The sequence below is a fragment of the Streptomyces sp. NPDC006655 genome (assembly GCF_040703965.1).
In the GTDB taxonomy this organism is placed as follows: domain Bacteria; phylum Actinomycetota; class Actinomycetes; order Streptomycetales; family Streptomycetaceae; genus Streptomyces.
Window position 1 is genome coordinate 105,828 of record NZ_JBEYJU010000013.1, and the last position, 24,333, is coordinate 130,160.

Consider the following 24,333-nt stretch of genomic DNA (forward strand, 5'->3'; position numbering starts at 1 on the left):
GGGTGATTCAGGGGTGTTTGAGGGCGGCGGAACGGTCGTGGGGCCGGGACGTCACGCCCCGGCTATTTCTTCAGCGCCGCCAGGACCGTTGTCGTCACCTTCTTCGCCGACGCGGCGCCGTCGTCGCCACCCGCCGTGGACAGCACGGTGACCACGGAGTTCCCGGAACGGGCCGCGATCAGCGTGGTGCCGTTCTCCCAGGAGCCGCTCGTCAGCGTCATCGTGTAGGCCTCGTCGGCGAGTCCCGGCGTGGCGGTGCCGGTGAGCTTCACCTTGGCGTGCGCGTCGGTGTCCGTGAACGTGGCACATGCGGCGGCCACCGACCGCAGGGCCTTCATCACCTCGGTCGCCGTGGTGCCCTGGAAGGCGTCGATCTCCTGGTCCACCTCCTCGGTCTGGTTCGCGTAGCCGTTCTGCGCGAACGACACCCCGCCCTTGTACCCGGAGACCTGGATCCAGGACGTGGTCTCCAGCCGGGTGCAGTCCGGCTTGCCGGTCTTCCGGGCGGCCGGGGAGAGGAACCGGCCACCGCTGTCGGCGGAACCGTCGGACTCCAGGGTGAGCCCGGCCGGGAACGCCGAGGCGGGGGCGAGCGCCTTCTTCAGCTGCGTACCCGTGAGCAGAGCGGCGTTGGGGTCCTTCGCCTTGGCGGGTTCGGCGCTCGCGCCGCTGCCGGTGCCCGCGCCGGTACCGGAGTCGGAGGAGGAACCGGAGGAGCAGGCGGACAGGGCCAGCGGGAGTGCGGCGACGGCCATCAGTACGACGGCGCGGGACGGGAGACGCATCGGAGTCCTTCTCGGGTGGGTGGAACGGTGGTGTGCGCGACGGCCTCGCGGCCGGGGCGGGGTTTCATCGCGGGGCCGGGCTTCATCGAGGGGCGGGCTTGATCGCGGGGTCGGCTTCATCGCGGGGTCGGCTTCATCGCCGGGCCGGTTTCATCGCCGGGTCGGCCCGGCGGAGGTCGGGTCCGGCGCAGGCAGGCCGCGGGCTCTCGGGGCCGGGGTCTTCCCTGCGTCCGGGGCACGGCCGACGGAGGCCGGTGCGCCGCCTGAAGTCCTGTTGGACGCGCCGCCCGGAGCGCCGCCCGCGGCGCCGCTGTCGGCGTTGGCGGACACGGAGCCGATGATGACGAATCCCACGAGGGCGCTCAGTCCCATCCTGGTTTTCATGCCCATGGCGGAATCCCCTTCCCGCGGCGGCCACCCCTCCGGCCGCCGTTGTTCGCGGGGTCAATGAGAGCAGAGCCTGTGAACCGAGTCAACACGACGACTTGGGTGTGCCACGTACACGACGTGAATCGATGGATCTTGTGTACGCCGGTATGCTCGCGGCACCACGGAACGAGGGAAGCGGGGGCGCGTGCAGGACAACGCCACAGAGGTGACCGCGGCCGGTATCGCACGACTCGCCGGAGTGGGCCGGGCCGCCGTCAGCAACTGGCGCCGTCGGCACGCCGACTTCCCCAAGCCGGTCGGCGGCACCGAGACCAGCCCCTCGTTCGCGCTCGCCGAGGTCGAGGCCTGGCTGCGGGGCCAGGGCAAACTCGCCGAGGTCCCGCTGCGCGAACGGGTCTGGCAGCAACTCGCCGGGCACCCCGGCGGCCCGCTCACCGCGCTGGTGCACGCCGGCTGCGCGCTGCTGCTGATCCATGAGCGCCCGACCGCCTGGCTCGACGTGAGCGCCGGCTCGGACGAACGCCTGGCCGCGATGCTGCCGGGCACGCTGGAGCAGGTGCTGACCTCCCGCTTCGGCGGCAGCGAGGCGGCGGCCAGGGCCGTGAACGTCGAACCGCGCACCCCCACCGGCCCGCAGCTGCTGCCCTCCGTCCCTCTCCTGCGCGGGGTCGCCGAACTGGCCGCCGACTCGGGGGCCCGGCAGTGCTTCGAGTTCCTGCTGGGCCGGTACCTCGACGCCAACCCCCGCCAGTACACCCTCACCCCGCCCGAACTCGCCGGTCTCATGGCCGACCTCGCCGGGCCCGCCCGCACGGTCCTGGACCCGGCCTGCGGCACCGGCGCCCTGCTGCGGGCCGTGCCCACCGGTCCCGACCGGCAGCTGTACGCCCAGGACAGCGCCCCCGACCTCGCCGCGCTCACCGCGCTGCGCCTCGCGCTGCACTCCCGGGCCCGCGTGCACGCCGCCACCGGCGACACCCTGCGCGCCGACGCCCACCCCGAGCTGCGCGCCGACGCCGTGCTGTGCCATCCGCCGTTCAACGAGCGCAACTGGGGCCACGACGAACTGGCCTACGACCCCCGCTGGGAGTACGGCTTCCCGGCCCGCACCGAGTCGGAGCTGGCCTGGGTGCAGCACGCCCTCGCCCGGCTCGCCGACGGCGGCACCGCGGTCCTGCTGATGCCGCCGGCCGCCGCGTCCCGCCGTTCCGGCCGCCGGATCCGCGCCGACCTGCTGCGCCGGGGCGCCCTGCGCGCGGTGGTGGCGCTGCCGGTCGGGACGGCGCCGCCGTACAACATCCCGCTGCACCTGTGGGTGCTGCGCAGACCCGACCGGACCCCGGCCGCGCCGGAGGTGCTGCTCGTGGACACCGGGAGGTTCGCGGGGGAGGGGCGGGGCGGCCCCGACCGGGCGGCGGTACGGGACGCCGTGCTGGACGCCTGGCGTGCCTTCGAGCGCGGCGGGGGCACGGGGGAACGGCCCGGACTGGCCCGGGTGGTGCCGGTCATCGAACTCCTCGACGACGACGTGGACCTCGCACCCGCCCGCCACCTGCCGCCGGAGCCCGCGGCCGACGGCGCGGAGCAGCTCACGGCGGTCCGCGAACGGCTCGGCGAGACCCTGCGACTGACCGCCGACCTCACCCCGCCCCCGGCCGGCCAGGCGTCGCCCGCGCGCTGGCCGCTCACCACCGTCGGCGAACTCGCCCGTGGCGGCGCCCTGGTGCTGCGCACCGGCGGACACGGCGGGCACGCGCGCGTGCCCGTCCTCACCGACCAGGACGTCCTCGCCGGCACGGCGCCCTCCGGCACGCTTCCCGAGAGCGAGGAGGCGGCCGTGCTGACCGAGCCGGGCGACGTCGTCGTGCCGGTCCTCGGCGGGGGCTCGGTGGCGCGCGTCATCGACGACGCCACGGCGGGCGCCGCCCTGGGCCGCAACCTCGTCCTGCTGCGCCCCGACCGCACGGCGCTCGACCCCTGGTTCCTCGCCGGCTTCCTGCGGGGCAGCGCCAACAACCGGCAGGCCAGCAGCTACGCCTCCACCGCGACCCGGCTGGACGTGCGCCGGCTGCAACTGCCGCGGCTCCCCCTGGAGGAACAGCGGCGCTACGGCGCGCGGTTCCGCGCGCTCGACGAGTTCGAGCGGGCGCTGCGCCACACGAGCCGACTCGGGGAACAGCTCGTACGCGGGATGTACGACGGTCTCACCGTCGGCACGGTCGCACCCGACTGAGCCACCACCCGGGCGGGACGCGGCCCCCGGCCGGGCCGCGCACAACGGTTCGGTACAACCCCGACCGTATGTCCGTGCCGGGCCATATGCTCGGGACGACCACCGTACGACCGGTGCCTCCGTGAGCGGGCCGCACCGGACGGGCACGTACGCCCCTTTTCCCGGCGACACAGGAGCGATCATGCAAGGCCAGGGCCATGCGCAGCCGGTGCAGCGGCCGCCGCACGACGCGGTACTGGTCCTGTGGCGCGTGGTGTTCGTGGCGACGGGCCTGTTCAGCCTCGGCTTCCTGACGTGGGTGATGATGCTGCGGCTGGCCGTCGTGACCCGCAGGTCGGTGGATTACGGCCTGCTGGTGGCGGTCGCGGCGGCCGACGTCCTCAGCCTCGTGCTGCTGGGCAGCGAACCCGGCGACGACGTGCACACCCCCGGCGGCTACCTGGGGATCACCCTGCTGTTCGGCACGCTGCTGGCCACGGTCGTCTACTACCTCGCCGCGGACGTACGCCACTTCCAGCGCCGGCGCGCGCAGTACGCGGCACAGACGTACGCGTACGCGCCCCCCGCCTCGCCGTACACCACGGGGACGGTGCCCCCGGACACGCGGCCGCCGCACACCCCGCCCCCGGTCCTCCGGCAGCCGCCGGCGCACCCCCCGATACCCGCCCCGCCCCAGCGTCCGGCACCGGCCCGCATCGAGCAGGTGCGCGCCGAACTCGACGAACTCAGTGACTACCTGCGCAAGCACGACGGCCACCACGAGAGCGGAAGGTGACCGTGGCGACGGGACGGCTCGTCGCCGGCCGCTACGAACTGTCCACGCTCATCGGGCAGGGCGGCATGGGCCAGGTGTGGACGGCGTACGACCAGCGGCTCGACCGGCGGGTGGCGGTGAAGCTGCTGCGCCCCGACAAGGTGGCGGGCGCGGAGGCGGAGGAGCTGCGCCGGCGGTTCCTGCGCGAGTGCCGGGTGACCGCACAGGTCGACCACCCGGGCCTGGTCACCGTGCACGACGCGGGCAGCGAGGGCGAGGAACTGTTCCTCGTCATGCAGTACGTGGACGGCGCCGACCTCTCCGACCACCTGGCGGAACACGAGCCCTACCCGTGGCAGTGGGCGGTGGCGGTGGCCGCGCAACTGTGCGCCGTGCTGAGCGCCGTGCACGCGGTGCCGATCGTCCACCGCGACCTCAAGCCCCGCAACGTGATGGTGAAGCAGGACGGCACGGTCACCGTCCTCGACCTGGGCGTGGCCTCCGTCATGGACACGGACACCACCCGGCTCACCCACACCGGCTCCCCGATCGGCTCACCCGCCTACATGGCGCCCGAGCAGGCGATGGGCGGCGCGGTCGGCCCGTACACCGACCTGTACGCACTCGGCGTACTGCTGCACGAACTGCTCAGCGGCGAGGTGCCGTTCGCGGGTTCCACGGCCCTCGGCGTGCTGCACCGTCACTTGTACGAACCGCCGGTGCCGGTGCGCCGGACCCGCCCCGAGGTCCCGGAGCTGCTCGAAAACCTCGTCCTGCGCCTGCTGGCCAAGGACCCGCAGCACCGGCCGGAGTCCGCGCAGGAGGTCTACGAGGACCTGGCGCCCCTCCTGCCCGCGCGCGGGACGCCCTCGGGGGCGCCCCTGGACCCGACGCGCCCCTTCCTGCGCCCGCACGCCCCCTGGCCGGACCGCGCCCGCACACCCGCGCCGCAGCCCGCCGCCCCCGTGGCCGCCGTCCCCGGCCGACCCGACGTCGTCACCGCCGTCGACGAGGTCAAACGGCTGCTCGGAGAGGGGCGGATCACCCAGGCCGTCGACATCCTGGGCGCGATCCTGCCGGTAGCCGCCGACCAGCACGGGGAGCGCTCCACGGTCGTACGGACCCTGCGCAAGCAGTACGCGGCCACGCTCATGGACGACGGGCAGTACCGGCGCGCGCTGCCCGAACTGCGCCGGCTCGCCGACGAACGCGCCGCCGAGGCCGGCCAGGCCGACCCGCAGTCCCTGCGCTTCCGCTACGAGATCGCCCAGTGCCTGGAACAACTCGGCGAACCGGCGGCGGCACTCGCGGAGTACCGCGCGCTGCTGCCCTACTACGAGAACCAGTACGTGGCCGGCGACCCCCAGCTCGCCCACGACGTGCGCCGCCGGATCGGACATTTGCTGCTCGCCCTCGGCGACCGGCCGGCCGCCCACGACACCCTCACCCGGCTGCTCTTCGACGTGGAACGGCTGCACGGACCCGGGCACCCCATGGCGGCGGAGGTCCGGCGGACGCTGCAGTGGCTGGGGCAGGTGCGCGGCTAGCCCCACCGCGCCTGATAGGTTGCCGTCCGTTTTCCTCAGGACTTTCTTGCATAGTGCACACACAGGGGTGGGATCCGGTATGTCCAGCCATCGCCAGTCGAAGAAGCGCAGATACATCACCTGGGGCGTCGCGGGCGCCGCCGTCGCCGCCGGAGCCGGGATAACCGCCCAGACCTCCATGGCCGCCACCACCTGGCCCGCCCAGAAGACGTTCACCGGCCGCGCCTTCGACACCTGCGCCGCGCCCTCCCTCGCCGCGATGAAAGCCTGGAACACCGGCTTCTACGGCGCCGCCGCCGTCTACATCGGCGGCAAGAACCGCGGCTGCAACCAGCCCAACCTCACCGCCTCCTGGGTCAAGTCCGTCTCCACGCTCGGCTGGAAGCTCGTCCCGCTCTACGTCGGCTCCCAGCCGTCCTGCGGATCCGGCGGCTCCGTGAAGATCAGCGCCTCCACCGCGGCCGCCGTGGGCACGTCCGAGGCGGACGACGCCGTGGCCAAGGCCGCCGCCCTCGGGATGAAGGCAGGCAGCCCGATCTACCTCGACATGGAGGCGTACGACACGACGAACACGTCGTGCAACAACGCCGTGCTGACGTACGTCCGCGCCTTCGACAAGGAACTGCGCGCCAAGACCTACCGCGCGGGCCTCTACGGCTTCACCAGCTCCAGCGCCAAGGCGATCGCGAACGCCACGGACAAGACGGACCTGCCGGGCAACCTCTGGTACGCGCTGTGGGACAAGCAGAACACCACCACCGCGGACTGGCCGTTCGGCTCGACCCAGTTCACCGGGCACAGCCGGGCGCACCAGTACATGGTCAACAGCAAGGAGAGCCGCGGCGGTTACACGATCACCGTGGACCGCGACGCGTGGGACGCCCCGGTGGCGATCACGGGCTGAGCCCGGTTCACGGGGAGGGACGACCCGCAAACCCTTCCGGGGGGTGGCGCGGCGGTGCCGGATGCGTGTGTGAATCGTTGGTCGAATGGGTTGGCCAGAGCCTGCCCACTGCCTACCATCGATCACCGCAAGACCTTGTGCACCGTCGCACAATCTCCTCGGGAGGCCTCCTTGCACCGCCGCCGTCGCACCGCGCTCGTCCTGTCCGCCGCGATCGCCGCCGCGGCCCCCCTCCTCACCGCCTGCTCGGGCGGCGCGCACCCGGGCGCGGCGGCCGTCGTCGGCGGGCAGCGGATCACCGTCGCGCAGCTGGAGAACCGCGTGAACGAGGTGCGCCGGGCCCAGCGGGCCGCGGTGCCGGACCAGGCGCAGTACCAGCAGGTCCTCTCCGCCACCAGCAGCCTCACCCGGGACACCCTCTACAACATGGTCCTCGACCGGGTGCTGCACCGGGCCGCCCAGGACGCGGGCGTCACCGTCTCCCGCAAGGACGTCGAGGAGATGCGCGCCCGCCTGGAACGGCAGGCGGGCGGCGCCAAGGCGCTCCAGGCCGCCTGGCTGCAGAAGTACGGCATCGCCCCCCGGCAGCTGGACGACAACCTCCGCTTCCAGGTGGAGGCCAACAAGCTCGCCCAGGTCCTCGGCACCGACACCTCGCAGCCCGCCTTCTGGAAGGCCCTCTCCCGGGCCTCCGAGGAACTCCACGTCGACCTCAACCCGCGCTACGGCGCCTGGGACGTCCAGAAGAGCAGCCGGGTGGACGCCAAGACACCGTGGGTACGGGAGGTCACCTCGGCGGGGACCCGGGTGTCGGCGTAGGGCGGCCGACACCCGGGCGAGATGGCGGTCATACGATCTCTTGATCACTCTGGGGCTGTGGACAAAGCGCGAGGTCGGCGACGGCCGTGCGTTACGTTCGGAGCGTGAACACCACCAGCCCCGAACCCCCCACCCCGGAAACCGGCACCGGCACCGACCCCGGCCGCATCGTCCTGCTCACCACCAGCCACCGGGTCGCGCCCGGCCTGCTGTCCTGGCCCGCCTGGCAGGCACTGCGCACCGCGGACCGCGTGCTGTGCGCCGACGGCGCGCATCCGCAGCTGCCCTACCTGCGGGAGGCCGGGACGGCCGTGGACGAGGCCGCCCCCACCGCCGGGGAACTGGTCGACGCCTGCGCCGGCGGCCGCACCGTGGTGGTCGTCGCGACGGGCGAGGGCGAACCCGCTCTCACCGACGGCCTGGCCCGCCTCGCCGGCTCCGGCCGGGTCCGGATGCCCGAGCTGGAGCTGCTCCCCGCCTCCTACGACCTGCCGGGCGCCCGCCTGCTCGACCTCGTCCAGGTCATGGACCGCATCCGCGAGGAGTGCCCCTGGTCCTCCCGCAAGACCCACGAGGGCCTGGCGAAGTACGCCATCGAGGAGGCCTACGAACTGGTCGAGGCGATCGAGGCCGGCGACCGCGACGAACTGCGCGAGGAACTGGGCGACGTCCTCCTCCAGGTCGTCTTCCACGCACGGATAGCGGAGGAGGACCCCGAGGCCCCGTTCTCGGTGGACGACGTGGCCGGCGGCATCGTCGCCAAGCTCATCCACCGCCACCCGCACGTCTTCGGCGACGAGACCGCGTCGACGCCGGAGGAGGTCAAGGAGCACTGGCTGCGGACCAAGGCGGCGGAGAAGCAGCGGAAGTCGGTGACCGACGGCGTCCCCCTCGGCCAGCCCGGCCTCGCCCTCGCCGCCAAACTCACCTCCCGCGTCCGCACCGCGGGCCTGGACGTCCCCCTCCCGACGGGCGAGGGCATCGGCTACGAACTCCTGGCCCTGGCCGCCCGCGCCGAGACGGAGGGCGTGGACCCGGAAGCAGCCCTCAGAGCAGCGGCCCGCACGTACCGGGACGCGATCAGGCGGACCGAGGGGCAGGACTGAGGCGTGACCGGCCGGCCCCCTCGGGACACCACCGCCCCGGAACTCTTCACCTGGGAGTTCGCCACCGATCCGTATCCCGCCTACGCCTGGCTCCGCGAGCACGCCCCCGTGCACCGGGCCACCCTGCCCAGCGGGGTGGAGGCCTGGCTGGTCACGCGGTACGGCGACGCCAGGCAGGCGCTCGCCGATCCGCGGCTCAGCAAGAACCCGGCGCATCACGACGAGCCCGCGCACGCCAAGGGCAAGACCGGGATCCCCGGCGAGCGCAAGGCCGAGTTGATGACACACCTGCTGAACATCGACCCGCCGGACCACACCCGGCTGCGGCGGCTGGTCAGCAAGGCGTTCACACCACGTCGGGTGGCCGAGTTCGCGCCCCGGGTGCAGGAGCTGGCGGACGGGCTCATCGACGGCTTCGCGGACCGTGGATCCGCCGACCTCATCCACGAGTTCGCCTTTCCGCTCCCCATCTACGCCATCTGCGATCTGCTCGGCGTCCCCCGCGAGGACCAGGACGACTTCCGGGACTGGGCGGGCATGATGATCCGTCACGGCGGGGGACCCCGCGGCGGTGTCGCGCGGTCCGTGAAGAAGATGCGCGGGTATCTGGCCGAGCTGATCCATCGCAAGCGGGAGGCGCTGCCCGCCGAGCCGGACCCCGCGGAGGACCTGATCTCCGGGCTCATCCGGGCCTCGGACCACGGCGAGCACCTCACCGAGAACGAGGCCGCCGCCATGGCCTTCATCCTGCTGTTCGCAGGTTTCGAGACCACGGTCAACCTCGTGGGCAACGGCACGTACGCCCTGCTCACCCACCCCGAGCAGCGGGCTCGCCTGCAGGACTCCCTGGCCGCGGGAGAGCGTGGCCTCCTGGAGACCGGAGTCGAGGAACTGCTGCGCTTCGACGGGCCGGTGGAGCTGGCCACCTGGCGGTTCGCCACCGAGCCGCTCGTCATCGGCGGGCAGCACATCGGGGCCGGCGACCCGGTCCTCGTCGTACTCGCCGCCGCGGACCGGGACCCGGAGCGGTTCGCCGAACCAGACACGCTCGACCTCTCACGGCGGGACAACCAGCACCTCGGGTACGGCCACGGCATCCACTACTGCCTCGGCGCCCCACTCGCCAGGCTGGAGGGGCAGACCGCGCTCGCCACCCTGTTCACCCGCCTTCCGGACCTGCGACTCGCCGCGGAAGAGCGGGAGTTGCGGTGGCGTGGCGGGCTCATCATGCGCGGGCTGCGGACGCTCCCCGTGGAGTTCACACCTGGTGGGTGAGGGACCCCCACGGACCGAAGGTGACCAGCGCTCAAGTCTGTGATCTTCACGTGATCTGCGCGGCATTAACTTGTGACAAGTGATCGTCTGCCGATACGTTCACCCATCAGCGCGGCGCCCCTGCGGGACCCGTCGCGCAGGTCACCGCTGTCGCTCGAAAGGTTTCCGCATGCTCTCCGGGAACGGTCGTCACCGTCGCCCCCGTCAGGCTCCGGCTCTCCTCGTCGCGGCGGGGGTGACCGGCTCCGCCATCGCCATCCCGCTGCTGGGTGCGGCGAGCGCGAACGCGGCCGACGGCACCACCTGGGACAAGGTGGCCGAGTGCGAGAGCGCCGGCTCCTGGAGCATGGACAGCGGCAACGGCTACTACGGCGGACTGCAGATGTCCCAGGACGACTGGGACAAGTACGGCGGTACGGACTACGCCGCCACGCCCGACCAGGCGAGCCGTTCGCAGCAGATCGCGGTCGCCGAGAAGATACTCGCGGAACAGGGCACCAAGCCCTGGCGGACCTGTGCCCTGCTGGCCGGGCTCTCGTCGGACGACACCTCGGTGAAGGTGGACACGGGCCTCGGCGGATCGGATGGTTCGTCCGGTTCCTCCGGTTCTGTCGACTCGTCCTCCGGGTTGTCGGACTCGTCCTCCGCGAGCGACTCCGGCGACTCGGGCGCGTCGTCCGCGACGAAGGGCTCCGGGGCCGAATCCGCGTCCCCCGCTCCGAGTTCCGGCGCGAGCGACGCTTCCAAGGCGCCCGTTCCCGGCAAGTCCGACGGTGCCGGCAAGGCGGCGGGGTCGACGCCTTCCGCCTCCGCCCCCTCGAAGGCGAGCGAGAACCCGGTGATCCCGGACGCCGGTGACGACTCGGACAATTCATGGCAGACCGGCAGCTCTTGGAGCCTGGTCGACACGGGCGCCGTCAGCGGTGGCGGCAAGCACCGCGGTGACTCGGCGGACGAAACCGTGACAAACGGTCAGAAGGTCGCGTCCGCCGGCCGTCATGCCTCCGCAGACGCCGGCACCTACACCGTCCGCGACGGCGACACCCTCGCCTCCATCGCCGACTCCCTTGGCCTCGACGGCGGGTGGCGCGCGCTCTATGCGGCGAACAAGGCGGACATCGGCACCGACCCGAACGACATCGCCCCCGGTCAGACCCTGAAACTCGACAGCTAAACGGGCCAAAAGCGGCGGGAGTTGACGTCCTGCTTCGGGGCGATTGTCCGTTTTGGTGAAAGTGTGGGATGAGTCTCAGAAGCCCTGATCATCTTTGAAATTCGCCTGATCGTCTGTTTACGGTCAAGGCCGCTCGTCACCACGAGCCCCGGCTGTCGCAACGCCGAGTCCTGCCAGCGGCCGCCCGGGAACAGTCGTCGCGTCAAGCGCCGTAGGCAGGAGCGGGGGACCCAAGGTAAGCGCCGGGTCCGGCAGTTGAGCCCTCAGGGGCCTCACGGCCGAAAGGCCGCCGGAACCGGCTAGGGGTGGAGCCGCGCGTCTCGCGAGAGCGGGCCGTGCGGCCGGGCAACTCAACCGGCCCGAACCCGACAGCTCACCTCGCAGGCGTCGGTGAGGGGATCTTCCATGCTGTTTTCCGGCAAGGGCAAGCACCGTCGTCCGTCCAAGGCCGTCCGCGCCATCGCCGTCGCCGGCGTCACCGGTGCCGCCGTCGCCGCCCCGCTGATGGCAGCCGGCGGAGCCTCCGCCGCCACCGCCTCCGAGTGGGACACCGTCGCCCAGTGCGAGTCCGGCGGCAACTGGTCCATCAACACCGGCAACGGCTACTACGGCGGTCTGCAGTTCTCCGCCTCCACCTGGGCCGCGTACGGCGGCACCGCCTACGCCCCGCAGGCCAACCAGGCCACCAAGGGGCAGCAGATCCAGATCGCCGAGAAGGTCCTCGCCGCCCAGGGCAAGGGCGCCTGGCCGGTCTGCGGCAAGGGCCTGTCCGGCGCCGCCTACACCGGCGGCAGCTCCAGCTCCAGCTCGTCCGGCTCCAGCTCCAGCGGCTCGTCGAGCAGCGGCAGCGCCGGCACGAGCAGCCGTGCGACCGACACCCAGACGGCCTCCCGCTCCGCCGAGCGCCCGGCCGCCAAGAAGACCGTCACCACCCCGACCGGCAAGAAGGTCAAGAAGGGCGACGGCGAGTACAAGGTCGTCAAGGGTGACACCCTCAGCTCGATCGCCGAGAAGCACAAGGTGAAGGGTGGCTGGCAGGCGCTGTTCAAGCTGAACAAGGACATCGTCGACGACGCCGACTTCATCTACCCGGGTCAGCAGCTGCACCTGAAGTAAGGCACCCCCGTCCCCCACGGGCCCCCGCTCCGGCGCGTTTTCCCCCGAACGCGCCGGAGCGGGGTTTCTCTTTGCGGTCGCGCTCCTTGACCCGCTCTTCTCCCGTTCTTCATCGGGACCCCCCTTTGTTCCGCGCATGAACAATGAGTACCGTCAGGGTGTCCACGGGCCGGTCGGTCGACCGGCTGACGGCCCTGGGCCGGTTAGGCTCTAGTCGCAAGGCTGAGCAAGGGCCGACCAGGTCCGCGTGCGCCCCGCACAACCAGCGTCACATCCCAAGAAGGAGATGCTCGTGCCGTCCATCGACGTCGTCGTAGCCCGGGAAATCCTGGACTCCCGAGGCAACCCCACGGTCGAGGTCGAGGTCGGCCTCGACGACGGCAGCACGGGTCGTGCCGCCGTCCCGTCCGGCGCCTCCACCGGCGCCTTCGAGGCCATCGAGCTCCGTGACGGCGACCCCAACCGCTACCTCGGCAAGGGCGTCGAGAAGGCCGTCCTCGCCGTGATCGAGCAGATCGGCCCGGAGCTGGTCGGCTACGACGCCACCGAGCAGCGCCTGATCGACCAGGCGATGTTCGACCTGGACGCCACCGACAACAAGGGCTCGCTCGGCGCCAACGCCATCCTCGGCGTCTCCCTCGCCGTCGCGCACGCCGCCTCCGAGGCGTCCGACCTGCCGCTGTTCCGCTACCTGGGCGGCCCGAACGCGCACCTGCTGCCGGTGCCGATGATGAACATCCTCAACGGCGGCTCGCACGCGGACTCCAACGTGGACATCCAGGAGTTCATGATCGCCCCGATCGGCGCGGAGTCCTTCTCGGAGGCGCTGCGCTGGGGTGCCGAGGTCTACCACACCCTCAAGAAGGTCCTGAAGGCCAAGGGTCTGTCCACCGGCCTCGGCGACGAGGGCGGCTTCGCCCCGAACCTGGAGTCCAACCGCGCCGCGCTGGACCTCATCCTGGAGGCCATCAAGCAGGCCGGTTACGTCCCCGGTGAGCAGATCGCGCTCGCCCTCGACGTCGCCGCGTCCGAGTTCTACAAGGACGGCCGGTACGAGTTCGAGGGCAAGTCCCGCTCGGCCGCCGAGATGACCGAGTACTACGAGGAGCTCGTCGCCGCGTACCCGCTGGTCTCCATCGAGGACCCGCTGTTCGAGGACGACTGGGCCGGCTGGAAGGTCATCACCGACAAGCTCGGCGACAAGGTCCAGCTGGTCGGTGACGACCTGTTCGTCACCAACCCGGAGCGCCTGGCCCGCGGCATCGAGGAGGGCACCGCGAACGCCCTCCTGGTGAAGGTGAACCAGATCGGCTCGCTCACCGAGACCCTGGACGCCGTCGAGCTCGCCCAGCGCAACGGCTTCAAGTGCATGATGTCCCACCGCTCCGGCGAGACCGAGGACGTCACCATCGCCGACCTGGCCGTCGCCACCAACTGCGGCCAGATCAAGACCGGCGCCCCGGCCCGCTCCGAGCGCGTCGCCAAGTACAACCAGCTGCTGCGCATCGAGGAGATCCTCGACGACGCGGCGGTGTACGCCGGCCGCTCCGCGTTCCCCCGTTTCAAGGGCTGAGCCGGTACCGCCTCTCGTGGGTAAGGCTTAGCCAGTCGTACGTACGTCCCCGAACGCGGTCCCGTACCGTGTGCGGGGACGTACGCACGTATCAGGGAGGCGGGGACATGGCCGTGAGGGACCGGGACCGGTTCTCCACCGCGACCAGGCTCAAGCTGCTCGGCGAGCAGACGGCGGCCCGGGTCTACCGCTCCCAGACCAAGCGCCAGGCCCGCCGCTCCCGGCTGACCGGGCGCGCGGCGCTGCTCGCGATCGTGCTGTGCACGATGATCGTGGCGCTCGCCTATCCGATGCGGCAGTACGTCTCGCAGCGCGCCGAGATCGCCGATCAGCAGCGTCAGCAGCGGCAGGCCAGGCAGCGGGTCGAGCAGCTGCGCGACCTGAAGGCGCGGTGGCAGGACGACTCGTACGCCGAGCAGCAGATCCGGCAGCGGCTGCACTACGTGATGCCGGGGGAGACCGGGTACGTCGTGATCGACCCCGGTGCCGCCCGGCAGGCGCACGCGTACCTCGGGGCGGCCGACCGGCCCTGGTACGCGAACGTCTGGGACGGCGTCGACAAGTCCGACGCGTCCGACCAGTGAACCGACAGAAAGCCACGCAGAACACAGTCATGCACACGCCTCCGCCCTCCACTGAGCGTACCGAGCCCACCGACGCCGACGTCGAGGCCTTCAAGCAGCAGCTCGGGCGGCCGCCGCGCGGGCTGCGGGCGATCGCGCACCGGTGCCCCTGCGGCCAGCCGGACGTCGTGGAGACCGCGCCGCGGCTGCCGGACGGGACGCCGTTCCCGACCCTGTACTACCTGACGTGCCCGAAGGCCGCGTCCGCGATCGGGACGCTCGAGGCCAACGGCGTGATGAAGGAGATGACGGCGCGGCTGGAGAGCGATCCGGAGCTGGCGGCGGCGTACCGGGCCGCGCACGAGGACTACGTCCGGCGTCGGGACGAGATCGAGGAGCTGACCGGCTTTCCCAGTGCCGGGGGGATGCCGGACCGGGTGAAGTGTCTGCACGTGCTGGTCGCGCACTCGCTGGCGGCGGGACCGGGCGTGAACCCGCTCGGCGACGAGGCGATCGCCATGCTGCCCGAGTGGTGGGCCAAGGGCGCCTGCGTGACGCTCGCCGGTGACCACGCGCCGACGCACACCCCGGAGGACGCCAAGTGACCCGTGTCGCCGCCGTCGACTGCGGTACCAACTCCATCCGGCTGCTCGTCGCCGACGTCGACCCGGAGACGGGGGAGCTCGTCGACCTGGACCGCCGTATGACGATCGTCCGGCTCGGGCAGGGCGTCGACCGGACCGGGCGGCTCGCGCCGGAGGCGCTCGAGCGGACCTTCGCCGCCTGTCGTGAGTATGCGGCGGTCATCAAGGAGTACGGGGCGGAGCGGCTGCGGTTCGTGGCCACCTCGGCGTCCCGGGACGCCGAGAACCGGGACGAGTTCGTGCGCGGGGTGCTGGACATCCTCGGCGTGGAGCCGGAGGTCATCAGCGGCGACCAGGAGGCGGAGTTCTCCTTCACGGGCGCGACGAGGGAGCTGACGGGCCGCGACCACCTCGCCACGCCGTTCCTCGTGGTGGACATCGGCGGTGGTTCGACCGAGTTCGTGGTCGGTGACGGGCACGTGCGGGCCGCCCGGTCCGTGGACGTGGGCTGTGTGCGGATGACCGAGCGGCACCTGGTGCGCGAGGGGCGGGTCAGCGACCCGCCGACCGAGGCCGAGACCGCCTCCATGTGGGCCGACGTCGAGCGTGCCCTCGATCTCGCGGAGGAGACCGTACCGATGCGCGAGGCGCGCACCCTGGTGGGTCTCGCGGGCTCCGTCACCACCCTCGCGGCGATCCACCAGGACCTGCCGGAGTACGACTCCGCCGCCATCCACCACTCCCGCATCCCCTACGCCCGGGTCCGGGAGATCACCGAGTGGCTGCTGCGCTCGACGCACGCCGAGCGGGCGGCCGTGCCCGCCCTGCATCCCGGCCGGGTGGACGTGATCGCCGCGGGCGCGCTGATCCTTCAGTCGATCATGGAGCGGGTGGGTGCCACGGAGGTCGTGGTGAGCGAGCACGACATCCTGGACGGCATCGCCTGGTCCATCGCGTAGGGGTGTCCAGGGGCCTCGACTGAGCAGGTCAGGTCTACGGATGAGCGGTTTTTCGGCCCGTGACACGCCGTGCCACGACACTCCGGCGGAAAGCTTCGTGAAGTTCTTCACAAGGAATTCGGCGCAGGTGGGCGGTCCGGAGGGGTCCGTTGGGCCGTAAGGGGTCTCAACAGGCCCTTGTCGGTGCTCAGGAGAGCAACCGGGGAGGGTTCCGGGAGGCGCTCGTGCGGGTGACATCGGGTGCCCTCGCGGTGCCCCCGGAAGCCTGGAGAGGCAGCTCACGCGGCATTGACAACGGGTCGTATCGGAAGTGGGTTCCCGCCGGTGACCATGACCTGTGTCACGTGGGCCGCGGAGTGTAGCACGACCCCTGTGAAAGCTTGTGAAGGGGCGCACGAGCAGGCCTCTCCGGGCGGGTGGATACTCGATGCCATGAGCACCACGGAGCGTCCCAGGATCCTCGTAGTAGGCGGTGGGTACGTAGGCCTGTACGCAGCTCGGCGCATCCTCAAGAAGATGCGCTACGGCGAGGCGACCGTCACGGTCGTCGACCCCCGGTCGTACATGACCTACCAGCCCTTCCTCCCCGAAGCCGCCGCCGGCAGCATCTCCCCTCGGCACGTCGTCGTCCCGCTGCGACGCGTGCTGCCGAAGGCGGAGGTCCTCACCGGCCGGGTCACCACCATCGACCAGGACCGCAAGGTCGCCACGATCGCCCCGCTGGTCGGCGAGGCGTACGAGCTGCCCTTCGACTACCTGGTCATCGCACTCGGCGCGGTCTCCCGCACCTTCCCGATCCCCGGCCTCGCCGAGCAGGGCATCGGCATGAAGGGCATCGAGGAGTCCATCGGCCTGCGCAACCACGTCCTCGAGCAGCTGGACAAGGCCGACTCCACGACCGACGAGGAGATCCGCCGCAAGGCGCTCACCTTCGTCTTCGTCGGCGGTGGCTTCGCGGGCGCGGAGACCATCGGCGAGGTCGAGGACATGGCCCGCGACGCGGCGAAGTACTACAAGAACGTGTCCCGCGAGGACATGCGCTTCATCCTGGTGGACGCCGCCGACAAGATCCTCCCCGAGGTCGGCCCCAAGCTCGGCCTGTACGGCAAGGAGCACCTGGAGAGCCGCGGTGTGGAGATCTACCTCTCCACCTCGATGGACTCCTGCGTCGACGGCCACGTGGTGCTGAAGAACGGCCTCGAGGTCGACTCCAACACGATCGTGTGGACCGCCGGTGTCAAGCCGAACCCGGCGCTGGCCCGCTTCGGCCTGCCGCTCGGCCCCCGCGGTCACGTCGACACCGCGCCGACCCTCCAGGTGCAGGGCACCGACTACATCTGGGCCGCGGGCGACAACGCCCAGGTGCCGGACGTCGCCGCCCGCAAGGCCGGCGTCGAGAACGCCTGGTGCCCGCCGAACGCGCAGCACGCGCTGCGGCAGGCGAAGGTCCTCGGTGACAACGTGGTCTCCGGCATGCGGGGCTTCCCGCAGAAGGAGTACAGCCACTCCAACAAGGGCGCGGTCGCCGGTCTGGGTCTGCACAAGGGCGTCGCGATGATCGTCCTGGGCAAGACGAAGATCAAGCTCAAGGGCCGTCTCGCCTGGTACATGCACCGTGGCTACCACGGTCTGGCGATGCCGACCTGGAACCGCAAGATCCGCATCTTCGCCGACTGGACCCTCGGCATGTTCCTCAAGCGCGAGGTCGTCTCCCTGGGCGCGATGGAGAACCCCCGCGAGGAGTTCTACGAGGCCGCCAAGCCGGCGCCGGTCGCCGCCCCCAAGGCCGAGGAGAAGGCCAAGGCCTCCTGACCGCGGTCACCGGTCGCTGAACCACCCGAAGGACCTCCCGCCATCCGTGGTGCGGGAGGTCCTTCGGCGTTCCCGGGACCCGGCGAACTACGTGGCCAGTACAGCTGTTTTGCCCAGTTGTAACGCGGACGGGGGAGTGCGGCCGGGCCCCTGCGGTGTTTACGTGGTACCCGGCATCCGGGATCGACGTCTTGGAGGTGTGCACCATGGCCGACGCCGCGTCGCGGCTGAGGAGTATTGCCGAGCAGGTGCTGGGGGCCCCGCTCCCGGTACGGCTGCGGGCCTGGGACGGATCCCAGGCCGGACCGCCGGACGCGCCGGCGCTCGTCCTGCGCAACCGCCGTGCCCTGCGCCGCATGTTGTTCAAACCGGGCGAACTCGGCCTGGCCCGTGCCTGGGTCGCCGGCGACCTGGACATCGAGGGCGACCTCTACACCGCCCTCGAGTCGGTGGCCGGTTTCGTCTGGGAGCGCGGGGAGGACGGCCGTACCCTCGGCCAGGCGCTGCGCGATCCCGGGGTGCGGGCCGCCGTCCGGGAGTTGCTGAGACTCGCAGGGCCGCCCCTGCCGCCCGCCCCGCCCCGCGAGGAGGTGCGCAGACGCCGGCACCTGCACACCCGCCACAGCGACCGGCGGGCCATCAGCCACCACTACGACGTGGGGAACGACTTCTACGAGCTCGTCCTCGGCCCGTCGATGGTGTACTCGTGCGCCTACTGGGGGGCCGACGGCGACGCGGACACCCTGGAGTCCGCGCAGCGCGACAAGCTCGAACTCGTCTGCGCCAAGCTGGGCCTGACCCCCGGTCAGCGGCTGCTCGACGTCGGCTGCGGCTGGGGCTCCATGGCGATCCACGCGGCCCGGGAGCACGGCGTGAGCGTCGTCGGGGTGACCCTCTCCCAGGAGCAGGCCGCGTACGCCCGTAAACGGGTCGCTGACGAGGGTCTGACGGACCGGGTGGAGATCAGGGTCCAGGACTACCGGGACGTCAGGGACGGGCCGTACGACGCGATCTCGTCGATCGGGATGGCCGAGCACGTGGGCGCCGAGCGGTACCTGGAGTACGCGCAGGACCTGTACAGGCTGCTGAAGCCCGGCGGGCGGCTGCTCAACCACCAGATCGCACGGCGCCCGCAGCGCGACGAGTCGGCCTACAGCGTCGACGAGTTCATCGACGCGTACGTCTTCCCGGACGGCGAACTAGCCCCGATCGGCACCACCGTCACCCAGCTGGAACGGGCCGGGTTCGAGGTGCGGGACGTGGAGTCGATCCGTGAGCACTACGCCCGTACCCTGCGCCGCTGGGTGGTCAACCTGGAGGAGCAGTGGCGGCGTGGGGTCCAGCTGACCAGCCCCGGGCGGGCCCGCGTCTGGCGGCTGTACATGGCCGCCTCCGCCCTCGCCTTCGAACGCAACCGCATCGGCGTCAACCAGGTGCTGGCGGTACGGACGCCCGAGTCGGGTGCCTCGGGGCTGCCGCTGCGCACCCGCACCTGGAACCGGTAGTCCCTCAAGGAGCAGTCCCTCAAGGTCGCGAAAGGGGCCCCACCTCGCTCGTGTGGGGCCCCTTCGGCGTACCCGCCGCTACTCGGACTTGATCGCCGACAGCATGTTCAGGCGGGCCGCGCGCCGGGCCGGCCACAGGGCGGCCAGCACGCCGACCACGCCGGCCAGCAGGAGGAAGACCGCCATCCTGGTCCACGGCAGGACCAGTTCGTAGGTGGGCATCTTCGCGCCGACCAGCTGCCCGGCCGCCCAGCCGAAGAACACGCCCAGGCCGATGCCGAGCACCCCGCCGAAGAGCGAGATGACCAGGGACTCCAGGCGGACCATCCGCTTGACCGCCTTGCGGTCCAGGCCGATCGCGCGCAGCATGCCGATCTCCTGGGAGCGTTCGAACACCGACATGGCCAGGGTGTTGACGACGCCGAGGACCGCGACGATCACCGCCATCGCGAGCAGGCCGTAGACCATGTTCAGGATCAGCGTGAAGGCCTGTGCGATGGAGTTCGACAGGTCCTGCTTGTCCTGGACCTTGATCGCCGGGTTGGAGCCGAGGGCCTTCTCCAGCTTGTCCTTGGCCGCGCCCGACGCCCCGTCCGCCGTCTTGACCATGACCTGCATGTCGGCCGGGTCGGTCTGGTGCGGGGTGAGCGTGGCGTTGTCGAGCATGATCCCGTTGATCATCTGGTTGCCCTGGTAGACCCCGGCGACCGTCATCCGCCGCGCCGTGCCGTCCTCGAAGTGGACGGTGAAGGCGGAGCCCGCCTTCCAGCCGTGCGACGTCGCGGTGTCGTCGTCCACGACGACGTCCGAGCCGCCGACCCGGAAGGCGCCGCTGTCGACCGTGAGGTCGGTCAGCCTGCCGATCGCCGCCCCGTCGACGCCGGTCAGGTACTCGGTGTCGCCGTCGATCCGGGAGGGTGCGTTGCGCAGCGGACTGGAGGCGGTGACGCCGTCCGTGGCCGCGACCTTCTTCGCGACGTCGGGGGAGAGCGCGTTGCCGTTGGCCATCGAGACGACGTAGTCCGCGCGGATCGCGGAACTCGCCATCTTGTCGATGGACTTCTGCAGGCTGCCCGCCATCACCGTCATACCGGTGATCAGGGTCAGGCCGATCATCAGCGCGGAGGCGGTGGCGGCGGTACGGCGCGGGTTGCGCACCGAGTTCTGGCGGGCCAGCTTCCCGGACACGCCGAACCCGCGCAGCAGCGGGGCCGCCGCCGCGATCAGCGGGCGGGAGAGCAGCGGGGTGAGGACGAAGACACCGATGATGAGGAGGACCGCGCCGAGACCCATCGGGGCCTGGCCGTCGCTGCCGCTCATGGTCGTCGCCGCCAGGATCACCGCCACGCCCGCGGCCGAGAACAGGGCGCCGATCGTGTTGCGCAGCACCAGGGACTTGGTGGTCGGGGCCGCGTGCAGGGCGCTCATCGCGGCGACCGGCGGGATCTTCGCGGCGCGGCGGCCGGGCAGCCAGGCGGCCAGCATGGTGATGACGACGCCGACGGCGAGCGCGGCGGCCACCGTGCCCGGCGTGATCACCAGGGGGCCGTCCGGGACGGTCGCGCCGAACGAGCCGAGCAGCGAGCGCAGTCCGGCGCCGATGCCGATACCGGCGACCAGACCGGTCACGCCGGCCACCGCGCCGACCACGAACGCCTCGATCAGCACCGAACGGGTCACCTGGCGGCGGGAGGCGCCGACCGCCCGCAGCAGCGCCAGCTCCTTGGTGCGCTGGGCGACCAGCATGGTGAAGGTGTTGGCGATGATGAACGTGCCGACGAACAGCGCGATGCCGGCGAAGACCAGCAGGCCCTGGCGCAGGCCGCTCATGCTGCTGGAGATCTGCTCCGCCTGGTCGGCGGCGAGCTTGTGGCCGGTGGTGGTCTTCACGAGCTTCGTCGGAAGGGCCGAGTCCAGCTGGGACTTGAGGGTGGCCTGACCGGTGCCGGACTTCGCGGTCACGTCGATCTCGTCGTACGCGCCCTTCTTGCCGAACAGCTGCTGCGCGGTCGCGGTGTCGAACAGGGCGAGGCTGCCGCCGGCCGTGACGTTGCCGTCGTCGGTGGTGAAGATGCCGGCGATCTTCGGGGTGAGGACCGGGCCGTTCACCGAGATGCGCACGGTGTCGCCGACCTTGTAACCGGCCCGCTCGGCGGTCCTGGAGTCGATCAGCACCTCGTCCGCGCCGCTCGGCGCGTGGCCGCCGACCAGCGGGTAGCGGGCGTCCTTGGTGCCCCAGTAGTTGCCGCCCTCGGACTGCCAGCCGCCGCCGATCAGCTTGCCGTCCTTGTCGGCGATGGCGGTGAAGCCGGAGACGACCCCGGTGGCGGAGGCGGCCCCGGGGACCTTCGCCGCCTTGGCGAGCACCGCCTGGGTGAGGTCGGGCGTCCTGCCGACCTTGTCGCCCTTGGAGTCCTGGTACTTGGCGGTGACGGCGACGTCGACGCCCTTGAAGCCCTTGGCGGAGCTGTTCTGGTAGGCGTCCGAGATGGTGTTGGTGAAGACGAGGGTGCCCGAGACGAACGCGACGCCCAGCATGACGGCGAGCACGGTCATCAGCAGCCGGGCCTTGTGCGCGAGGACGTTGCGCAGCGCGGTGCGGAACATCAGCTGGTACGGCCCTTCGCGTCGAACTGCTTCATGAAGTCGAGGACGCCTTCGGCGCTGGGCCGGTACATCTCGTCCACGATCCGGCCGTCCGCCAGGAAGACCACGCGGTCCGCGTAGGCGGCGGCCACCGGGTCGTGGGTCACCATGACCACCGTCTGGCCGAGTTCACGCACCGAGTTGCGCAGGAAGCCCAGCACCTCGGCGCCGGAGCGGGAGTCGAGGTTGCCGGTCGGCTCGTCACCGAAGATGATCTCCGGCCGGGAGGCGAGGGCGCGGGCGACGGCGACGCGCTGCTGCTGGCCGCCGGAGAGCTGTGCGGGGCGGTGGCCGAGCCGGTCCTTGAGGCCGACCATCCCGATCACGCTGTCCAGCCACTCCTTGTCGGGCTTGCGGCCCGCTATGTCCATCGGGAGGGTGATGTTCTCCAGGGCGGTCAGGGTCGGCAGCAGATTGAAGGCCTGGAAGATGAACCCGATCTTGTCCCGGCGCAACCTGGTCAGCTGCTTGTCCTTCAGGGAGCCCAGCTCGGTGTCGCCGATCCGCACCGAACCCGAGGAGAAGGTGTCGAGGCCGGCCACGCAGTGCATCAGCGTGGACTTGCCGGAACCGGACGGCCCCATGATCGCGGTGAACTCGGCCTGCCGGAATTCGACGGTGACCCGGTCCAGGGCGACCACCTGGGTCTCGCCCTGGCCGTAGATCTTCGAGAGGTCCGTGGCGCGTGCGGCCACGGAGGTGGTCCGCCGGTCGGCGATTGGTGTGGTGGACACGGAAGGGTGCTCCTCGGGACGACGGCGTTCGGTGACGGGACCGCACCATCGTCTCCGCCCCGTCGGCGCGTGGAGTCAGCCGCAGCTCCGGTTCCGGGGGGCGACCGAGGTCGGACCGGAGGGCGCGATCTCCTACCTGGGGATGACGGCCGACCCCGAGGGCACGATCCGGAATTGATCACTCCGGTGCGTCGAGAACAGGTGGAGCCCCCTTGTTCGGACGGTGAAATTCCGTCATTCCGCGTACGTGCGCACCCACCGCGCGTAACGCTATTGGCAAGTGCGGATGGCCCGTTCCGGCGGCTGATGCACCCTCAGACGTCAATAAAATAAGACAACATCGGGTCGCCCGTCCGCTGTTCGGGGGACGCCTCCCGATAGGGTCGGAGCCTCGTACGCGGAGCCTATGGCCTGCCCGGATGGTGGAATGCAGACACGGCGAGCTTAAACCTCGCTGCCCCTCGCGGGCGTACCGGTTCAAGTCCGGTTCCGGGCACTTTCGCTGCTCTTGCGGCTGACCTTCCGGAATGTCCGACAAGTGCGGTGACGTCACCGCCTGGCTCGTCGGGCGGCGGCTCCGGCGGCGGCCTGGCGGCCGACGGTGCGGAGAACATCCGTCCGCTTCCCGGCCCACCGTCGTCGTTCCGGGGACCTGTCGTCTCCCTGAGCGGCTTCGCCACCACCGGGGCGACGCCGGGGACATGGGGGAAACGTGATCCGCTTCTCGGCGACCGCGGACGACATCGCCAGGGTTCGATTCTCGCCCTCTCCACTCGGAGAGACCGTGTACAGCATGCGCATGCTGGCCTCGGCGGAACGCAGAAGGCGGTACCAGCCGTGGGCCGACGACGTCCGCGCGAAGCTGAGGTCCACGGATCTCCTGCTGCTACGCGCGTTGATCCCGCCCGCCGGATACGTACCGGACTTCCTTACCCCGCCGCCCGACGGCACCGGGCCGCGGAAGATCGCCGAGGAACTGGAGATGGTGCGCGCGACCCCGGGTGAGCGCTTCGTCGCCGAAGTGTCCTGGATGGCCGCGGACCCCGGCACGCCGCCGACCTGGCGGCAGGAGGCGGTGTCGTTGCACCGGCACCTGCTGGCTCAGCCGGCGCAGGCCCTCGCCCGGGTCACCGAACAGCTCCACACGTACTGGACCCTCGCGCTGGAGCCGCACTGGCGGCAGCTGTACGGCGGACTCCAGTCCGACATCCGCTCCCGTATGAAGGTGATCGAGAGTTCCGGGGCGGCCCCCGTGTTCTCCTCCCTGCACCCCCGCATCGCCTGGAGGCAGCAGGAACTCACCGTGCGCAGTGCCTACGACTACCAGGAGGACCTGGGCGGCCGGGGCATCGTGCTCGTACCGAGCGTGTTCTGCCGGCCGGAGGTGCTCACCATGACGCCGCCGCAGCAGTCGATGATCGTCTATCCCGGGCCGGGCGTCGAAGGGGTGTGGAACCGCCACGCCTCGGACCGGCCGAGCCCGCTGGCCGCGCTGCTCGGCAGCGTCCGCTCCGCGGTGCTGGAGGCCCTCATGGTGCCTGCCTCCACCGGCGATCTGGCCGAGGCGATCCACGTCACCCCCGGTGCCATCAGCCAGCACATCGCGGTACTGCGCGACTGCGACCTGGTGACGAGCCGCCGCCACGGCCGGCGCGTCATCCACTCGCTCACCGAGACGGGTGAGGCGCTCGTGGCAGGCGTCGTGGCGTCGGGCGCCGGGCGCTTCTCGGCCTGACCGGAGCGCGCGGGACCGGCCGACCCGCCGAGGACGTGTGTCCCGGGCCGGTTTTAGCGGGGGCTAAAAGCGTTGGGGGCGCCCTCGCAGGTGTGTTTGGCTCATCGCGCGACGCCGAC

The 24,333-nt window shown here is 71.3% G+C and carries 19 protein-coding genes, 1 tRNA gene and 1 riboswitch; of the genes, 17 read left to right on the top strand and 3 right to left on the bottom strand.

Going from position 1 to position 24,333, the window contains the following annotated elements; all coding sequences use genetic code 11:
- Window positions 1–62: 62 nt before the first annotated feature.
- On the bottom strand, window positions 63–785 hold the full coding sequence (locus AB0958_RS10745) for a hypothetical protein (protein ID WP_366889999.1): 723 nt from the start codon (window positions 783–785) through the stop codon (window positions 63–65).
- Between the two features lie 574 nt (window positions 786–1,359).
- Here AB0958_RS10745 and AB0958_RS10750 point away from each other — a divergent pair.
- From AB0958_RS10750 to AB0958_RS10820, 15 genes are all read left to right on the top strand, one after another.
- Window positions 1,360–3,408, top strand: a complete 2,049-nt coding sequence (locus AB0958_RS10750; protein ID WP_366890000.1) for an N-6 DNA methylase — start codon at window positions 1,360–1,362, stop codon at window positions 3,406–3,408.
- A gap of 181 nt (window positions 3,409–3,589) precedes the next feature.
- Complete coding sequence (locus tag AB0958_RS10755) at window positions 3,590–4,183, top strand: hypothetical protein (RefSeq protein ID WP_366890001.1); 594 nt, start codon at window positions 3,590–3,592, stop codon at window positions 4,181–4,183.
- A 38-nt stretch (window positions 4,184–4,221) separates the two neighbouring features.
- Window positions 4,222–5,709 carry a serine/threonine-protein kinase gene (locus tag AB0958_RS10760; RefSeq protein ID WP_366890034.1) on the top strand — a complete coding sequence of 496 codons (1,488 nt, stop codon included), beginning with the start codon at window positions 4,222–4,224 and terminating at the stop codon, window positions 5,707–5,709.
- A gap of 79 nt (window positions 5,710–5,788) precedes the next feature.
- The gene (locus AB0958_RS10765; protein WP_366890002.1) at window positions 5,789–6,613 is read left to right on the top strand and encodes a glycoside hydrolase domain-containing protein; all 825 of its coding nucleotides are present in this window, start codon (window positions 5,789–5,791) and stop codon (window positions 6,611–6,613) included.
- 171 nt (window positions 6,614–6,784) lie between these two features.
- On the top strand, window positions 6,785–7,432 hold the full coding sequence (locus tag AB0958_RS10770; RefSeq protein ID WP_366890003.1) for a SurA N-terminal domain-containing protein: 648 nt from the start codon (window positions 6,785–6,787) through the stop codon (window positions 7,430–7,432).
- Between the two features lie 104 nt (window positions 7,433–7,536).
- On the top strand, window positions 7,537–8,538 hold the full coding sequence (locus tag AB0958_RS10775; RefSeq protein ID WP_366890004.1) for a nucleoside triphosphate pyrophosphohydrolase: 1,002 nt from the start codon (window positions 7,537–7,539) through the stop codon (window positions 8,536–8,538).
- Window positions 8,539–8,541: 3 nt separating this feature from the next.
- On the top strand, window positions 8,542–9,813 hold the full coding sequence (locus tag AB0958_RS10780) for a cytochrome P450 (RefSeq protein WP_366890005.1): 1,272 nt from the start codon (window positions 8,542–8,544) through the stop codon (window positions 9,811–9,813).
- Between the two features lie 169 nt (window positions 9,814–9,982).
- A complete protein-coding gene (locus AB0958_RS10785) occupies window positions 9,983–10,987 on the top strand; it encodes a transglycosylase family protein (RefSeq protein ID WP_366890006.1) in 1,005 nt (334 codons plus the stop codon).
- A 197-nt stretch (window positions 10,988–11,184) separates the two neighbouring features.
- A riboswitch (cyclic di-AMP (ydaO/yuaA leader) is annotated at window positions 11,185–11,389 on the top strand.
- A gap of 3 nt (window positions 11,390–11,392) precedes the next feature.
- On the top strand, window positions 11,393–12,103 hold the full coding sequence (locus AB0958_RS10790) for a transglycosylase family protein (protein WP_366890007.1): 711 nt from the start codon (window positions 11,393–11,395) through the stop codon (window positions 12,101–12,103).
- A 286-nt stretch (window positions 12,104–12,389) separates the two neighbouring features.
- The gene (gene eno, locus AB0958_RS10795) at window positions 12,390–13,676 is read left to right on the top strand and encodes a phosphopyruvate hydratase (RefSeq protein ID WP_132891860.1); all 1,287 of its coding nucleotides are present in this window, start codon (window positions 12,390–12,392) and stop codon (window positions 13,674–13,676) included.
- Window positions 13,677–13,783: 107 nt separating this feature from the next.
- On the top strand, window positions 13,784–14,260 hold the full coding sequence (locus tag AB0958_RS10800) for a septum formation initiator family protein (protein WP_366890008.1): 477 nt from the start codon (window positions 13,784–13,786) through the stop codon (window positions 14,258–14,260).
- A 29-nt stretch (window positions 14,261–14,289) separates the two neighbouring features.
- Entirely contained in the window at window positions 14,290–14,844 is a 555-nt protein-coding gene (locus AB0958_RS10805; RefSeq protein ID WP_366890009.1) for a DUF501 domain-containing protein, read from the top strand.
- Window positions 14,841–15,782: a Ppx/GppA phosphatase family protein gene (locus tag AB0958_RS10810; protein WP_366890010.1), complete on the top strand. Its 942-nt coding sequence runs from the start codon at window positions 14,841–14,843 to the stop codon at window positions 15,780–15,782. Before AB0958_RS10805 ends, AB0958_RS10810 begins: the two co-directional genes overlap by 4 nt.
- 432 nt (window positions 15,783–16,214) lie before the next feature.
- Window positions 16,215–17,594, top strand: coding sequence for an NAD(P)/FAD-dependent oxidoreductase (locus AB0958_RS10815; protein ID WP_366890011.1), 1,380 nt, complete (start codon window positions 16,215–16,217; stop codon window positions 17,592–17,594).
- A 206-nt stretch (window positions 17,595–17,800) separates the two neighbouring features.
- A complete protein-coding gene (locus AB0958_RS10820) occupies window positions 17,801–19,099 on the top strand; it encodes a class I SAM-dependent methyltransferase (RefSeq protein ID WP_366890012.1) in 1,299 nt (432 codons plus the stop codon).
- Window positions 19,100–19,177: 78 nt separating this feature from the next.
- Here AB0958_RS10820 and AB0958_RS10825 read toward each other — a convergent pair whose 3' ends face one another.
- Both AB0958_RS10825 and AB0958_RS10830 read right to left on the bottom strand, forming a co-directional pair.
- Window positions 19,178–21,706, bottom strand: a complete 2,529-nt coding sequence (locus AB0958_RS10825; RefSeq protein WP_366890013.1) for an FtsX-like permease family protein — start codon at window positions 21,704–21,706, stop codon at window positions 19,178–19,180.
- Complete coding sequence (locus tag AB0958_RS10830; RefSeq protein WP_366890014.1) at window positions 21,706–22,479, bottom strand: ABC transporter ATP-binding protein; 774 nt, start codon at window positions 22,477–22,479, stop codon at window positions 21,706–21,708. Before AB0958_RS10830 ends, AB0958_RS10825 begins: the two co-directional genes overlap by 1 nt.
- Window positions 22,480–22,892: 413 nt before the next feature.
- Here AB0958_RS10830 and AB0958_RS10835 point away from each other — a divergent pair.
- Together AB0958_RS10835 and AB0958_RS10840 are read left to right on the top strand one after the other, a co-directional pair.
- Window positions 22,893–22,975 (top strand) — tRNA-Leu (locus AB0958_RS10835).
- A gap of 297 nt (window positions 22,976–23,272) precedes the next feature.
- Window positions 23,273–24,214, top strand: coding sequence for a DUF5937 family protein (locus tag AB0958_RS10840; protein WP_366890015.1), 942 nt, complete (start codon window positions 23,273–23,275; stop codon window positions 24,212–24,214).
- Window positions 24,215–24,333: the final 119 nt, after the last annotated feature.